16 protein-coding genes are annotated in these 15,142 nt (G+C 40.8%); all 16 read left to right on the forward strand.

The features are described from left to right. The first annotated feature begins 1 nt into the window (after position 1). The 16 genes from smc to AAAY30_RS03205 all read left to right on the forward strand — a co-directional run bounded on the left by smc (position 2) and on the right by AAAY30_RS03205 (position 15,113). Entirely contained in the window at positions 2–3,577 is a 3,576-nt protein-coding gene (gene smc, locus AAAY30_RS03130) for a chromosome segregation protein SMC (protein WP_499215625.1), read from the forward strand. A 15-nt stretch (positions 3,578–3,592) separates the two neighbouring features. After that, a complete protein-coding gene (gene ftsY, locus AAAY30_RS03135) occupies positions 3,593–4,504 on the forward strand; it encodes a signal recognition particle-docking protein FtsY (protein ID WP_295053994.1) in 912 nt (303 codons plus the stop codon). A 10-nt stretch (positions 4,505–4,514) separates the two neighbouring features. Then, on the forward strand, positions 4,515–5,108 hold the full coding sequence (rdgB, locus tag AAAY30_RS03140) for an RdgB/HAM1 family non-canonical purine NTP pyrophosphatase (protein WP_186934805.1): 594 nt from the start codon (positions 4,515–4,517) through the stop codon (positions 5,106–5,108). 30 nt (positions 5,109–5,138) lie between these two features. Then, positions 5,139–5,444 carry a ribosome assembly RNA-binding protein YhbY gene (gene yhbY / locus AAAY30_RS03145; RefSeq protein WP_022234902.1) on the forward strand — a complete coding sequence of 102 codons (306 nt, stop codon included), beginning with the start codon at positions 5,139–5,141 and terminating at the stop codon, positions 5,442–5,444. Continuing rightward, positions 5,441–6,046 carry a nicotinate (nicotinamide) nucleotide adenylyltransferase gene (nadD, locus tag AAAY30_RS03150; protein WP_295053988.1) on the forward strand — a complete coding sequence of 202 codons (606 nt, stop codon included), beginning with the start codon at positions 5,441–5,443 and terminating at the stop codon, positions 6,044–6,046. Before yhbY ends, nadD begins: the two co-directional genes overlap by 4 nt. Before the next feature lie 4 nt (positions 6,047–6,050). After that, positions 6,051–6,635: a bis(5'-nucleosyl)-tetraphosphatase (symmetrical) YqeK gene (gene yqeK / locus AAAY30_RS03155; protein WP_186934803.1), complete on the forward strand. Its 585-nt coding sequence runs from the start codon at positions 6,051–6,053 to the stop codon at positions 6,633–6,635. Next, the gene (rsfS, locus tag AAAY30_RS03160) at positions 6,632–6,985 is read left to right on the forward strand and encodes a ribosome silencing factor (RefSeq protein WP_022234905.1); all 354 of its coding nucleotides are present in this window, start codon (positions 6,632–6,634) and stop codon (positions 6,983–6,985) included. Before yqeK ends, rsfS begins: the two co-directional genes overlap by 4 nt. A 23-nt stretch (positions 6,986–7,008) precedes the next feature. Then, positions 7,009–9,420, forward strand: a complete 2,412-nt coding sequence (gene leuS / locus AAAY30_RS03165) for a leucine--tRNA ligase (RefSeq protein WP_486968137.1) — start codon at positions 7,009–7,011, stop codon at positions 9,418–9,420. 139 nt (positions 9,421–9,559) lie between these two features. Then, positions 9,560–9,736, forward strand: coding sequence for a 30S ribosomal protein S21 (gene rpsU / locus AAAY30_RS03170; RefSeq protein WP_022234907.1), 177 nt, complete (start codon positions 9,560–9,562; stop codon positions 9,734–9,736). 67 nt (positions 9,737–9,803) lie between these two features. Beyond that, on the forward strand, positions 9,804–10,238 hold the full coding sequence (gene aroQ / locus AAAY30_RS03175) for a type II 3-dehydroquinate dehydratase (protein WP_252559723.1): 435 nt from the start codon (positions 9,804–9,806) through the stop codon (positions 10,236–10,238). Continuing rightward, on the forward strand, positions 10,238–11,317 hold the full coding sequence (locus AAAY30_RS03180) for an aminopeptidase P family protein (protein ID WP_296153365.1): 1,080 nt from the start codon (positions 10,238–10,240) through the stop codon (positions 11,315–11,317). Before aroQ ends, AAAY30_RS03180 begins: the two co-directional genes overlap by 1 nt. A gap of 100 nt (positions 11,318–11,417) precedes the next feature. Then, complete coding sequence (efp, locus tag AAAY30_RS03185; RefSeq protein WP_117704547.1) at positions 11,418–11,975, forward strand: elongation factor P; 558 nt, start codon at positions 11,418–11,420, stop codon at positions 11,973–11,975. 21 nt (positions 11,976–11,996) lie between these two features. After that, positions 11,997–12,470 (forward strand): CD1247 N-terminal domain-containing protein, encoded by a 474-nt coding sequence (locus AAAY30_RS03190; protein ID WP_294657734.1) that lies wholly within the window; start codon positions 11,997–11,999, stop codon positions 12,468–12,470. A gap of 48 nt (positions 12,471–12,518) precedes the next feature. After that, positions 12,519–13,166, forward strand: coding sequence for a sporulation protein YunB (yunB, locus tag AAAY30_RS03195; protein WP_022234912.1), 648 nt, complete (start codon positions 12,519–12,521; stop codon positions 13,164–13,166). 99 nt (positions 13,167–13,265) lie between these two features. Next, positions 13,266–14,690 carry a tRNA (N6-isopentenyl adenosine(37)-C2)-methylthiotransferase MiaB gene (miaB, locus tag AAAY30_RS03200; protein ID WP_022234913.1) on the forward strand — a complete coding sequence of 475 codons (1,425 nt, stop codon included), beginning with the start codon at positions 13,266–13,268 and terminating at the stop codon, positions 14,688–14,690. 15 nt (positions 14,691–14,705) lie between these two features. After that, complete coding sequence (locus tag AAAY30_RS03205) at positions 14,706–15,113, forward strand: YlbF/YmcA family competence regulator (RefSeq protein ID WP_022234914.1); 408 nt, start codon at positions 14,706–14,708, stop codon at positions 15,111–15,113. Positions 15,114–15,142 lie beyond the last annotated feature (29 nt).

Consider the following 15,142-nt stretch of genomic DNA (forward strand, 5'->3'; position numbering starts at 1 on the left):
AATGCGATTAAAATCACTTGAAATTCAAGGCTTTAAAACCTTTCCTGATAAAACTAAATTATCTTTTGAGCAGGGCATTACCGCTGTTGTAGGTCCGAACGGCTCAGGCAAAAGCAACATCAGTGACGCTATCCGTTGGGTGCTCGGCGAACAATCTCCAAAGAGTTTGCGCTGTTCAAAGATGGAAGATGTTGTTTTTAACGGAACCGACAAAAGAAAAAAACTCGGCTATGCCGAAGTTTCGCTTAACATAGAAAACAAAGACAGAGTGCTGGCATACGACGGCGACGAAATTTCAATTACTCGCCGTTATTATCGAAGTGGTGAGAGCGAATATCTCATTAACAAAGCACAGGTAAGACTAAAAGACATTAACGAGCTTTTTATGGATACAGGTCTTGGCCGTGACGGTTACTCTATGATAGGACAGGGTAAAATCGACAGCATTGTATCTTCAAAAGGCGAGGACAGACGAGAAATTTTTGAAGAGGCGGCAGGTATTTCACGCTATCGCTACAGAAAAACAGATGCGGAGCGAAAACTGAAAAGCACGGAGGAAAACCTTTTAAGACTGCGTGACATCGTGACAGAACTCGAAGAGCGTGTCGGTCCTCTTAAAAGGCAATCGGAAAAAGCACAGGAATTTTTAAAATACTCCGAAGAAAAGCGTGGACTTGAAATAGCGCTTTGGTTGCTTACCCTTGACAAAAGTCAGGCGGCGCTTAAAACACAGGACGAAAAAATCGCCATTGCTCACGCACAATATGATGATGCCGAAAAAATGCTCGAGCAGATTCAAAAAGAGTCGGAAGAAATATATCTGAAAAACGGACAGATTGCCGTAAAATCCGACGAAGTAAGACATCTTATTTCAGAACTTGATGCACTCATTTCCGATATGCGTTCACAGCTTTCGGTTTCAAAGAACGATATTCTTCATAACGAAGAAAACATAAAGCGTGTTGAAAACGAAATCCAAAACGCACAGCAAAATTCACAGCTTATTTCTACTCAAATTGCGGAAAAGAACGAGAAAATCGCTGAACTTGACACAAAAATAATTGAAAAGCAGAAAGAATATACCGCACTTTCCGAAAAGCTGAATGTTATCAACCTTGATACGGGCAAGAGCGGCGACAAACTGCAACAGCTTACTTCCGAACTTTCTACGCTTACAACGAAGTCTGCCGATGCAAGGGTAATTGATATGACGGCGGAGAGCTCGATTTCCGACCTTGAAGAAAGAATCGAAAGCCTTACAACCGCAAACAAAGACGGAATTGCAAGAGTACACGAGCTTGAAGAAATTTCCGAAGAATACACAACAAATCTTACAAATCTGCGGGAAGAAATTACATCAATTACAAATTCAATTCAGGGACTTGAACTTAAATTGCAGTCAAAAGCACACAAGCGTGACAGCTACAAGGCTGAAAGCGACAGACTTTTGCTTGACAGCAAGGAACATATAAGAAAAATCAACTTCCTTGAAAATCTCGAACGCAACCTCGAAGGCTTTTCAAAAAGCGTTAAAGTTGTGGTAAACGCATCTAAAAGCGGAAGATTAAAAGGTGTGTGCGGCCCTGTTTCCCGAGTAATTTCCGTACCGCAAAAGTACGGCGTTGCAATTGAAACCGCACTCGGAGCGGCAATGCAAAACATTGTTACGGAAACCGAAAGCGATGCTAAATCGGCTATTGCTTATCTTAAATCATCGGACGGCGGACGAGCAACTTTTCTGCCTCTTAATACAATCAAGGCAAGAGAACTTAGAGAAAACGGACTTGAAGCAAACTATGGCTTTATCGGTGTTGCAAGCGACCTTTGCAGCTGCGATAACAAATTCAAAAATATTTTATCATCTTTGCTCGGCAAAATTGTAATTGCAGACAATCTTAATTCCGCAGTCGAGATTGCCAAAAAATATTCGTACCGTTTTAAAATCGTTACACTTGACGGACAGGTTGTAAATGCGGGCGGTTCGCTCACAGGCGGTTCGCTCAACAGAAATACAGGTTTGCTAAGCCGTGCAAGTGAAATTAAAGATTTGAAAGAACAGACAAAAGCCATTGAAGAAAAGTCTGCGCAGGCACAGAGATTGTGCAGTGAGGCGGCGCAGGATTATGCCGCCGTTGAGGCTGAATTACTCGGTACAAGAGCAGACCTTTCAAACAAGAAACAAAGCCTTGCAAGAATGGAGGCAGAAAGCAAAGCGTGTGAAAACGAGCTTTCAAACTCAAAACTTGCTTTAAAGAATTTTGATAAACAGATTGAAGAATATACAAATAAAATAAATGTTCTTACTGAAGATAGAAAAATTGCAGGTGACCAGCTTGCACAGCTTAACCGCAGAATTTCCGAGGCAGAAGAAAAGGTAAACAGCATTACGGGCAGTCGTGCCAAAATGATTGAGGAGCGAGAAGAAATTGCATCTCAATTACAGAATGTGCGACTTGAAATTGTAACCGCTCAAAAGGATATTGACGCACTCAATTCCGAAATCCTTTTTGCGGAAAATTCATCAAATAACTTTGGAGAAAAACAGAGAGAACTCAATGCACAAATTGAGGACTATAAAAGCAAAAATGCTTTGATTCAGAAAAACATCGACGAACTTGAGGCTCAAATAAAAGACAAGTCAGAGAGAATTGCAGAGCACAACGCAAGGATTTCAAGTATTAATTGTAAAAAAGATACTTACGAAATGAGAAGTGTTGAATTAAGAACGCTTGAGCGTGACAAAACCTCCGAAAGAGAAGTGTCGGGCAGAGAGCTTTCAAGACTTGAGGAAAGAAAAATCAACTTGCAAAATCAGTACGATAATATAATTTCCAAGCTTTGGGAAGAATATGAGTTGACCAAGCGTGAAGCGGAAGAACAGGCGATAGAAATTCCCGATTCAAATGCGGCTCAAAAACGACTTAACGAGCTAAAGCAAAAAATTAAAAATCTCGGAAATGTAAATGTATCCGCAATTGAAGAATACAAAGAGGTTTCCGAACGCTTTGAATTTATGAGCACACAGGTAAACGATGTGGAAAAGTCAAAACGAGAAATTGAGCGACTTATCACCGACCTTACCAAACAGATGAAAGAAGTGTTTGTAGAGAGTTTTGAAGAAATCAATAAAAACTTCACTTTCACATTCAAAGAACTGTTCGGCGGCGGTACCGCATCGCTTTCGCTTTCAGAGCCGGAGGATATTCTCAACAGCGGCATCGACATTATTGTACATCCGCCCGGAAAAATCGTTGTTCATCTTGACGCACTGTCGGGCGGTGAAAAAGCACTTGTAGCCATAGCGCTTTACTTTGCAATTATGAAAGTCAGACCCGCACCTTTCTGCGTTATGGACGAAATTGAGGCGGCGCTTGATGATGTAAATGTTGACCGCTTTGCAAACTATATGAGAAATTTAACCCATACAACGCAGTTTATCTGTATTACTCACAGACGAGGCACAATGGAAGAAGCAGATGTACTGTACGGTGTTACTATGCAGGACGAGGGTGTATCCAAACTGCTTGAACTGCGTTCTACCGAGATTGCCGAAAAACTCGGCATTAAGGCTAACTAATGAAGGGATGATTTTATGGGCTTTTTTAATAAAATTAAAGAAGGTTTAAAAAAGACAAGAGATGCGGTTATCGGTCAGATTGACTCAATGCTCAAATCTTTTACCAAGATTGACGATGAACTTTTTGAAGAACTCGAAGAGTTGCTTGTAATGGGCGATGTAGGCGTACCGACTGCCGAAAAAATATGTGAAGAGCTTAAAAAGAGAGTTAAAAAAGAGGGTATTAAAAATCCTAATGAAATTCACAGACTTCTTGAAGAAACGGTTTCCGATATGTTGAGAGGCGGAGAAGAACTCGACCTTTCAACTACACCGTCTATTATCCTTGTCATAGGTGTAAACGGTGTAGGTAAAACAACCACAATCGGAAAACTTGCAAATCACCTTACAAAACAGGGCAAAAAAGTTATCCTTGCCGCAGGCGATACATTCAGAGCCGCAGCTATCGAGCAGCTTGAAATTTGGGCAGACAGAAGTCACTGTGAAATAATAAAGCAGAACGAGGGCAGCGACCCTGCCGCTGTAATTTATGACGCCATTTCAGCCGCTAAGGCAAGACACGCAGATGTTATTATCTGCGATACGGCGGGCAGACTTCACAATAAAAAACCCCTTATGGACGAGCTTGCAAAAATCAACAGAATTATAGACAGAGAACTGCCGGACGCATCGAAAGAAAAGTTACTTGTACTTGATGCAACCACAGGACAGAATGCCGTTAATCAGGCTGAGCAGTTCAGCCTTGCAACAGGCATTACGGGTATTGTTCTTACAAAACTTGACGGTACAGCCAAGGGCGGCGTTGTACTTGCAATCAAAGAGGGACTCGGTATTCCTGTTAAATACATCGGCGTAGGTGAGCAGATAGACGATTTACAGCCGTTTGATGCAGAGGACTTTGCAAAGGCTCTCTTTGCGCAGAATTAAGAGGTGCGGTATGAAATTTATCATTGCAACCAATAACGCAAAAAAATTAAAAGAACTTGAAAGAATTTTAAAGCCCCTCGGCATAGATGCGGTTTCCGCAAAAGAGGCAGGTGTAAACCTCGGCGAAGTTGAAGAAACAGGTACAACCTTTGCCGAAAACGCTTTTATAAAAGCAAATGCCGCATTTAAAGCAACGGGTATGCCTGCCATTGCAGATGATTCAGGGTTATCGGTTGACGCACTTGACGGCAGACCGGGTGTGTATTCCGCAAGATACTGCGGAGAAAATGCCACTGACGAAGAAAAGTACACTAAATTGTTAGAAGAAATGCAGGGTGTACCCGATGAAAAGAGAACAGCGCATTTTACATCAGCAATCTGCTGTATTTTATCCGACAAAGAAAAAATTGAAGTTGACGGCATATGCAACGGTACAATTTCTCATACTCCGAACGGCAACGGCGGTTTTGGATATGACCCGATTTTTGACTGCAACGGAAAAAGCTTTGCCGAACTTACAGCCGAAGAAAAAGACAAAATCAGCCACAGAGGAATTGCTTTACGCAAGTTACAGGCTGAACTGAAAAACAGATTTGACAAATAATTTATATAAATTTCAGAAAGGAGCAGTTAAATGCTCACAAGTAAACAGCGTGCATACCTTCGTGGTCTTGCAAATCCTATTGAAACTATCCTAATGATCGGTAAGGGTGAAATCACAGATAACATTGTAAAGCAGGCAGACGACGCACTCAAGGCAAGAGAGCTTATAAAGGGCAAAGTGCTTGAGAACAGCGGTTATTCTTCAAGAGAAGCTGCCGAACTTATCGCCGAAAAATGCGGTGCGGAAGTTGTACAGGTTATCGGTTCAAAATTTGTTCTATATAAAAAGAATGAGGACGAACCTAAAATTGTTCTCCCTAAGAACAGAAGAAAATGAGCAGAATAGGAATACTCGGCGGTACTTTTAACCCAATACACAACGGTCATATTCAAATGGCGAAGTACAGCCACGATGCCGCAAAACTCGATAAGGTTATTCTTATGCCTACTTTTGTGCCGCCGCATAAAGAAAGCGCAAACCTTGTTTCGTGCGAGCACAGATTTAATATGTGCCGCCTTGCAAGTGCCGAACTTCCGTATGTGGAAGTATCCGATTTTGAAATAAAATTAGAGGGCAAAAGTTACACTTACCGTACATTGCAGCTTTTAAAAAGTCAAAACGAAAACGATGATTTTTATTTTATCGTCGGCGCAGATATGTTTTTATCTATGCAAAATTGGAAAAATCCTGAAATAATTTTCAGGCTTGCTACCGTAATCGCCATTCCGAGAGATGACGACAGCGTATCCGAACTTAAAGAACATTACGATAATGTTCTCAAAAAAATGGGTGCAAAGGCGATTATACTTAATCACTCGGTTTTAACGGTTTCGTCAACCTATGTGCGTAACAACATCGACAACGGCGCGGCATTGGAAAATCTGATTGACAGCAGGGTTTTTAATTATATTAAGGAAAATAATTTATACAGGGTGTGATTTTATGAATTCAGACGAATATAAGAAACTTATAAAATCAAGAATGAGCGATTACCGCTATACGCACAGCGTAAATGTTTCTAAAGAGGCTGTAAGACTTGCCAAAAAATACGGTGCGGATACCGAAAAAGCAGCCGTTGCAGGCATACTGCACGACATTACCAAAGAAACACCTAAAGAAGAACAGTTGCAAATTATGACAGATGGTGGTATAATTTTAGATAATGTGCAGGAAAAATCGACAAAGCTGTGGCACGGTATAAGCGGAAGTGTGTATATTCGTGATATTCTTAAAATTACAGACGAAGATATTTTAAACGCAGTAAGATACCACACCACAGGCAGAGCAGGTATGTCTTTGCTTGAAAAGATAATTTTTATAGCGGATTTTACTTCTGCCGAAAGAGATTATAACGGCATAAAAACAATGCGCAAAAAGGCAGGCAAATCTCTTGAAAACGCAATGCTGTACGGATTGCAGTTCACTTTAAAAGACTTGTCTAAAAGGGCAATGATAATTCACCCCGACGCCCTTGCCTGTTACAACGAAATTGTAATAAATAATTCAACGAAAGGAACAGCCAAATGAATTCTTACGAGCAATCAATTCTGACAGCTAAGGCTATAAGCAGCAAAAAAGGTCTTAACATCAAGTTAATCGAAATTGGCGATATTTCTTCGCTTGCAGACTATATGGTAATTGCGACAGGTACAAGCTCAACCCATGTAAAAGCTATTGCGGACGAGGTTGAGTATCAGCTTGACGAGGCAGGCATTTCTGTAAGTCATATCGAGGGCTACCGTTCAAATTCATGGATATTGCTTGACTATGTCGATGTTATCGTTCATATTTTTTCAGACGAGGCAAGAGAGTTTTACGACCTTGAAAGACTCTGGCAGGACGGTAAGGAAATTGACATTTCCGATATTGTTGACTAATAAATCTTGAGGAGGACTCAATTTTGAAATATAATCATAAGCCCATTGAGGGCAAATGGCAAAAAATTTGGGAAGATAAGGGCGTTTTCCACGCAGAGGACAACTCTGAAAAAGAAAAATTCTATGCTCTTATTGAGTTTCCTTATCCGTCGGGACAGGGACTTCATGTAGGTCATCCAAGACCTTATACGGCACTTGACACCGTAGCAAGAAAGCGCAGACTTCAGGGCTACAATGTACTTTATCCGATCGGCTGGGACGCATTCGGTCTTCCTACCGAAAACTACGCAATCAAAAACCATATTCATCCCGAAATCGTTACAAAGCAAAATATTGCCCGCTTTAAAAAGCAGATTCAATCACTCGGTATCTCTTTTGACTGGAGCCGTGAGATTAACACAACCGACCCTGACTATTACAAGTGGACACAGTGGATTTTCATTCAGCTTTTCAAGCATGGTCTTGCATACAAAAAGGAAATGAATGTAAACTGGTGTACTTCGTGTAAGTGCGTTCTTGCAAACGAAGAGGTTGTAAACGGCGTTTGCGAGCGCTGCGGCAGTGAGGTTGTTCATAAAGTAAAGTCACAGTGGATGCTTAAGATTACAGCTTACGCAGACAGACTTATCAATGACCTTGACCTTGTAAATTATCCTGAACGAGTTAAGGCACAGCAGAAAAACTGGATTGGCAGAAGTACGGGCGCAGAGGTTGATTTCAAGACAACCACAGGCGACACGCTTACAATTTACACCACAAGAGCAGATACTCTTTACGGTGCAACATATATGGTAATTTCTCCGGAACACCCTCTCATTGAAAAGTGGGCAGACAAGCTATCTAATATTGACGCTATCCGTGAATATCAGGCAGCTGCGGCAAGAAAGTCCGACTTTGAAAGAACAGAGGTTGCCAAGGACAAAACAGGTGTTCTTGTTGAGGGCGTTAAAGCTATTAACCCTGTAAACAACAAGGAAATTCCTATCTTTATTTCCGACTATGTACTTGTATCTTACGGTACGGGCGCTATTATGGCTGTTCCTGCTCACGATACCCGTGACTGGGAATTTGCAAAGAAATTCGACCTTCCTATCATTGAGGTTGTTAAGGGCGGCAATGTGCAGGAAGAGGCTTATACAGACTGTGCAACAGGTATTATGGTTAATTCGGGTATGCTTGACGGTCTTACTGTTGACGAGGCTAAGAAAAAGATTATCTCTTGGCTTGAGTCGGAGGGTAAAGGTCACTCAAAGGTAAACTATAAACTCCGTGACTGGGTATTCTCCCGTCAGCGTTATTGGGGCGAGCCTATTCCGATTGTTCACTGCGACAAGTGTGGATATGTTCCGATTGACGAAAGTGAACTCCCGCTCAAACTTCCGATGGTAGAGTCTTATGAGCCTACAGACAACGGCGAATCACCTCTTGCTAAGATGACAGACTGGCTTGAAACAACTTGCCCGTGTTGCGGCGGCAAGGCAATGCGTGAAACCGATACAATGCCACAGTGGGCAGGTTCGTCATGGTATTTCTTAAGATATATGGACCCGCACAATGACAAAGCACTTGCGTCAAAAGAGGCTATCAAGTATTGGTCACCTGTTGACTGGTACAACGGCGGTATGGAGCACACTACACTCCACTTGCTTTACAGCCGTTTCTGGCATAAATTTCTCTACGACATCGGCGTTGTAAATACTCCCGAGCCATACGCAAAGAGAACATCACACGGTATGATTCTCGGCGAAAACGGCGAGAAGATGAGTAAGTCAAGAGGCAATGTAGTAAATCCTGACGAAATCGTAGACGAATACGGTGCAGATACACTCCGTCTATACGAAATGTTTATCGGCGACTTTGAAAAGGCCGCTCCTTGGAGCCAGTCAAGCATCAGAGGTTGCCGCAGATTTATTGAGCGTTATTACAACCTCCAGACAATTCTTAACAATGCAGACGGCATCCGTCCGGAACTTGAATCATCATTCCACAAGGCTATCAAAAAAGTCGGCGATGACATTGAGAACATTAAGTTCAACACCGCAATCGCAACACTTATGGCACTTATCAATGATATTACTGCTACAGGCGCAATCACTAAGGAAGAACTTAGAATCTTCACAATTCTCCTTAACCCGTTTGCACCGCATGTTACAGAAGAAGTATTTGAAATGTGCAAACTCGGCGACGGTATAGTAGCAGAGCAGAAATGGCCTGAGTACGATGAGGCTAAGTGCAAAGACGAAACAATAGAAATCGTTGTACAGGTAAACGGTAAAATTAAGACAAAGCTTAACATTCCTGTTGAGTCAGAAAAGAACGCAGTTCTTGATATGGCAAAGGCAGACGCAAATGTGGCTAAAGCTATAGAGAATATGAATATCATCAAAGAAATTTATGTTCCTAATAAGCTTGTAAACCTTGTAGTTAAGCCATAATTTTTATTTTATTTATAAATTTACTTAATTTTCCCTAAATTTCTACATTTCTATTGACAATAAGAATTGTTTATTGTATAATATCAAATGCAACATATGCAAATTACCCATGCCAAATGGCAGATGGGAGGGAAGATAGATGGCAGAAATCAGACTTAAGGATAACGAATCTCTTGAGAGTGCTTTAAGAAGATTCAAAAAGCAGTGTGCAAGAGCTGGCGTTATTGCTGAGGTGCGCAAGAGAGAAGCTTATGAAAAGCCTTCTGTAAAGCGTAAAAAGAAGTCCGAAGCAGCTCGTAAGAGAAAATTCAGGTAATCAAAATAAGCGGACAGTAAAAACTGTCCGCTTTTTGTCATTTTATCAGGAAATTTGGTGAATAAAGATGAAAAAAATTCTTGTTATTTTAGGGCCTAACCTTAATATGGTAGGAGTAAGAGAAAAAGGCATTTACGGAGAGGAAACCGCTCAAAGCATTTCCGAGCAGATTAAGGCATTTGCAAATGAGCAGGGCTTTTCTGTTGAGATTTATCAGTCAAATCACGAGGGTGACCTTATTGATAAAATTCATGCCGCAAGAGAAAACTTTGACGGTGCGGTAATAAATGCGGGCGCTCTTACACATTATAGCTATGCATTAAGAGATGCTATTGCTTGTGTAAAGATTCCGTTTGTCGAGGTGCATATGTCAAATATCCACGCAAGGGAAGAATTCAGACACACATCTGTAATTGCACCTGTATGCGCAGGTCAGATTGCAGGCTTTGGCAAAAACAGCTACTTCCTTGCAATTACAGCTTTAAAGGACTTGATGAAGTAATGAACAGCTTGAGAACAGAAAAGTTAAGAGCTTTTATAAAATCCCCTGACACCGCAGTTTTAATAAAAAATGAAATCAATGTCGGATATTTCAGCGGCTTTCATCACAGCGAGGGTGTATTTTTACTGACAAGCGACAAAGCATATTTGCTTGTGGATTTCAGATACTTTGAGGCGGCACAGAAATTCGCAGTCGGCTGTGAAGTAATCTGCTTTAAAAAGCTGATTGCGGATATAAGCGAAATTCTTAAAAAAGAATGTGTCACAAAAATTGTTGCAGAGGCAGATACATTTACCGTTGCGGAAAATGATTTGTACAAAGAGCATTTTGCCGAAAAGGGAATTGAATTTTACTGTGACAGTGCGCTTGATAAGGCTGTTTCAAACATCAGAATTATTAAAGATAAATCGGAGTTTGACAAAATTTTAAAGGCTCAACAGATTGCCGAAAAGGCATATAATGAAGTTTTAAATTACATCAAACCCGGCGTCAGCGAGCGAAAAATCGCAGTTGAATTTGAATATCTGATGAAGCAGTACGGTGCGGAAAGAGTTTCTTTTGATTTAATAACAATCACAGGCAGTAAAACTTCGTTGCCACACGGCGTACCGAGTGACGATGTTGTTAAATCGGGAGATTTGTTTACTATGGATTTCGGGGCTGTATATGACGGCTATCACTCCGACACGACAAGAACCGTTGCGGTTAATTTTGCTACAGATGAGCAAAGAGAGATTTACAATATTGTATTAAAGGCTCAACTTGCCGTGTTAGATGAAGTAAAGGCAGGCAAAACTTGCTCTGAAATTGATAAAATTGCAAGAGATATTATAACAGAGGCAGGCTACGGAGAGTGTTTCGGTCATTCAACGGGTCACGGCGTAGGACTTGAAATTCACGAGCTGCCAAATGTTTCTCCGAGGGGAGAAATAATCCTTGAAGAGGGTATGGTAATTACCGACGAACCCGGAATTTACCTGCCAAAGAAGTTCGGCGTAAGAATTGAAGATATGCTTTATGTCACCGAAAAAGGATATAATAACTTTGTATCTTTGCCAAAAGAACTAATAATTCTTTAAAATGCTTGCAATTTGTTTATTTTTTATGTATAATAGCATATGACACATAATGGCAAGGATTATTTTGCTGTAATTATGTATATTTTAGGAGGTATTACTTATGATATCAGCAGGTGATTTCAGAAACGGCGTTACATTTGAAATGGATGGTCAGGTTGTATCAATCATCGAATTCCAGCATGTAAAGCCAGGTAAGGGTGCCGCTTTCGTAAGAACAAAAATCAGAAATGTTATTACAGGTGCGGTTGTTGAAAAGACTTTTAACCCTAACGATAAATATCCTACTGCATTTATTGACAGAAAGGATATGGAGTACAGCTATTCAGACGGTGATCTTTATTACTTTATGGATACAGAAACATGGGAGCAGATCCCGATTAACAAGAGCGTTCTCGGCGACAACTTCAAGTTCGTTAAAGAGAATATGGTTTGTAAGGTTCTTTCTTACAAGGGCAGCGTATTCGGTGTAGAGCCGCCTAACTTTGTAGAGCTTAAGGTTACAAAGACCGATCCCGGCTTTAAGGGTGATACAGCTACCAACGCTACAAAGCCTGCTACTCTTGAAACAGGTGCTGAGATTAAGGTTCCTCTCTTTATTGACGAGGGCGAAACAATCCAGATCGATACAAGAACCGGTGAGTATATGGGCAGAGCTTAATCGCTTTGCGGAGGAATTATTATGAATTTAACAGAAAAAATTGCTTATATTCGTGGACTTTGCGAAGGTTTAAACCTTGATGAATCAAAACCGGAAGTTAAGGTTATGAACGCAATTATCGATCTTCTTGACGATATGTCATATTCTGTAACAGATATGGAAGACCTCTATGATGAGCTTTCGGCTCAGGTTGATGAGATTGACCAGGATCTTGCAGAGGCTGAAACTGAGCTTTACGGCGAAGATGATGACTTTGACTATGATGACGATGAAGATGACGAAGAAAACGAAGACGATGTTTTTTATGAAGTGACTTGCGATTCATGCGGTCAAAAGCTTAATGTATCCGAGGATGTTCTCCTTGAGGGCGAAATTGAGTGCCCTAACTGCGGTGAGCTTCTTGAGTTTGACTTCTCTGACATCTTTGACGGCGAAGAGTGTGACCCGGCTGACTGCGAGGGTTGCGGCAGCAATTGTAATTCTTCGGAAGAATAATATTAACAAAATTTACACCTCTCGTATAGAATATCGAGGGGTGTTTTTTTGCTTTTTTACAAGAGAAAGAAGATAAAATTTAAAAGGCTTAAATGTGTTCTTTTGTCGATAGTTTTAGTGTTCGTTTTAATTATAGTTTTCTGTGAACAACAGCTTGCGGAATTTAAATGCGAATACATCAGAATACAGGCGGAAATTATCTCCGTAAACTCTGTTTGCGAGGCTGTAAACAGCAGTATAAGAAGTTTTAATTATAACTATGACGATTTAGCAAAAATACAATATTCCAAAGACGGCAAAGTACAGGCAATAACAACCGATTCGTTTAAAATCAATGAGCTTAAGGCGGATATAATGCTAAGCGTACAGCAGGAAATTGCAAAAATATACGATGTAGATATCGACATACCGCTCGGTTCTTTCACTGATATTACCGTGCTTTCAAACTACGGGCCGATGGTAAATGTATCGTTTAACCTTACGGGGAGTTTTTCCTCTGAAATCGTAAGCACCTTTGAATCGGCGGGAATTAATCAGACAATTCACCATATCCGTCTTATTCTTACATCAAAAATTATGACAACATCTCTTGACTACTCGGGCAATATGACATTTTCCACCGATTTTGAAATAGCACAAAACATAATCGTCGGCACCACTCCCGAATACAACGGCAATTGGTACAAATCTGTATAATACTTGTATAAATATTAAAAACTTAAGAAAAATATTGAAAATTGCCGTAATTTGTGATACAATATTTTAGTTAATAAAATGGATTAGGAGTGCATTGTTTTGCCTGAAAACACAATACTTGGTAATGTTACCTCTGATGTTATTTCAGACCAACAGTTTGAATATATGAGATTGATTTCTCAGATTATGCAGGATAGAAAGCGTGGCGATAAGCCTGTGGCTTATATACGCACCTACGGCTGTCAGCAGAATGTTGCTGACAGTGAGAGAATTAAAGGTATGCTTGAAATAGCGGGCTTTGAATTTTCCGAAACCGTGGACGACGCCGATTTTATTCTTTTTAATACCTGCGCAATCAGAGAACACGCCGAGGACAGAGTTTTTGGAAATGTCGGTGCGTTAAAGTCTTTAAAGAGAAAACATCCGCAGATTGTCATTGCTTTGTGCGGCTGTATGATGGAGCAGGAGCATATCGCAAACAAGATGTATAAGAGCTTTCCGTTTGTAAGTCTTGTTTTCGGTACTCATTCTCTGCACCGTTTTCCACAGCTTTTGTATCATACACTTGCAGACGGCAAGCGTGTATATGAGCGTGACAATGATGACAAAAAGGTTTACGAGGGAATACCTGTCAAGCGTGACGGCACTTTCAAGGGCTGGCTTTCAATTATGTACGGCTGCAACAATTTCTGCACATACTGCATTGTGCCTTATGTAAGAGGCAGAGAACGCAGTCGTGAAAAGTCGCTTATCCTTGATGAAGCAAGGCAGATGATTTCAGCAGGCTACAAAGATATTACTTTGCTTGGTCAGAATGTAAACTCTTACGGCAAAACTCTTGCCGATAAGCCTACTTTCGCTCAGCTTTTGCACGAAATTGATTCTATTGACGGCGACTATTGGCTTAGATTTATGACATCGCATCCAAAGGATTGTTCAAAAGAACTTATTGATACAATTGCTAACGGCACACATATCAGTAAACATCTGCATTTGCCTTTCCAGAGCGGTTCGGACAGAATTTTAAAAGCGATGAACAGGCATTATGACAGAAAAAAATACCTTGATATTGTAAATTATGCCAAAGAAAAAATTGACGGAGTATCGCTCACAAGCGATATTATAGTAGGTTTCCCGGGTGAAACCTATGAGGATTTCAAAGAAACACTTTCACTTATTCGTGAAGTGGAATTTACATCTTTGTTCACTTTCATTTATTCACCGAGAGTGGGCACACCTGCCGCTAAGATGGATGACCCGATTTCCGCAGAGGAAAAATCAAAATGGTTCAGAGAACTGCTTGATGTTCAGGAAGAAATCGCAGCAAAAAGATGTGCGTCTATGGTTAATAACACCGAAAAGGTACTTATTGAATCGGAAACAGGCAAAAACGGTGAATTAAACGGCAGAACAAGTGGCAATATAATAGTGGAGCTTAAAGGCGATAAGAGCCTTATAGGCACATTTCAGAATGTTAAGATTACACAGGCGAGAAATTGGATACTCAAAGGCGAACTTGTGTAAGGAAAGGATAAAATTATGGATATTATTGAAAAGGCAAGAGAGCTTGGCAAACTTATTCAGCAGGAAGAGTCGTATATTGCTCTTCAAAAAGCACAGGCAGACGCTGACGCAGATATGGATCTTCAGAACCTTATCGGCGATTTTAATATGAAGAGAATGTCTATCAACAACGAGGCATCTAAAAAAGATAAAGACAGCGACAAGCTCGCACTCCTTAACAGCCAGATGAGAGAGGACTACTCTAAGATTATGTCAAACAAGAATATGATTGCTTACAACGAGGCAAAAGACGCTTTTGATATGGTTGCAAACAGAGTTCTTGCCATTGTTCAGCAGTCGGCAGAGGGCGCAGACCCTGAAACAGCCGATTACTCGACATCATCATGCTCCGGAAGCTGCAGCACTTGCGGCGGTTGCGGCTGATAGATTTTCCTTGAAAGGGTGTGAAAACA

Origin of the sequence: Ruminococcoides bili (assembly GCF_040093295.1) — a bacterium.
Lineage (GTDB): Bacteria > Bacillota > Clostridia > Oscillospirales > Acutalibacteraceae > Ruminococcoides > Ruminococcoides intestinale_A.

Bases quoted from the DNA above. Each gene is read 5' to 3' on its own strand.
- AAAY30_RS03190 (WP_294657734.1), top strand. From the start codon at position 11,997: ATGAATTTAACAGAAAAAATTGCTTATATTCGTGGACTTTGCGAAGGT.
- AAAY30_RS03205 (WP_022234914.1), top strand. From the start codon at position 14,706: ATGGATATTATTGAAAAGGCAAGAGAGCTTGGCAAACTTATTCAGCAG.
- rdgB (WP_186934805.1), top strand. From the start codon at position 4,515: ATGAAATTTATCATTGCAACCAATAACGCAAAAAAATTAAAAGAACTT.
- nadD (WP_295053988.1), top strand. From the start codon at position 5,441: ATGAGCAGAATAGGAATACTCGGCGGTACTTTTAACCCAATACACAAC.
- efp (WP_117704547.1), top strand. From the start codon at position 11,418: ATGATATCAGCAGGTGATTTCAGAAACGGCGTTACATTTGAAATGGAT.
- rsfS (WP_022234905.1), top strand. From the start codon at position 6,632: ATGAATTCTTACGAGCAATCAATTCTGACAGCTAAGGCTATAAGCAGC.
- AAAY30_RS03180 (WP_296153365.1), top strand. From the start codon at position 10,238: ATGAACAGCTTGAGAACAGAAAAGTTAAGAGCTTTTATAAAATCCCCT.
- yhbY (WP_022234902.1), top strand. From the start codon at position 5,139: ATGCTCACAAGTAAACAGCGTGCATACCTTCGTGGTCTTGCAAATCCT.
- ftsY (WP_295053994.1), top strand. From the start codon at position 3,593: ATGGGCTTTTTTAATAAAATTAAAGAAGGTTTAAAAAAGACAAGAGAT.
- smc (WP_499215625.1), top strand. From the start codon at position 2: ATGCGATTAAAATCACTTGAAATTCAAGGCTTTAAAACCTTTCCTGAT.
- aroQ (WP_252559723.1), top strand. From the start codon at position 9,804: ATGAAAAAAATTCTTGTTATTTTAGGGCCTAACCTTAATATGGTAGGA.
- yqeK (WP_186934803.1), top strand. From the start codon at position 6,051: ATGAATTCAGACGAATATAAGAAACTTATAAAATCAAGAATGAGCGAT.
- rpsU (WP_022234907.1), top strand. From the start codon at position 9,560: ATGGCAGAAATCAGACTTAAGGATAACGAATCTCTTGAGAGTGCTTTA.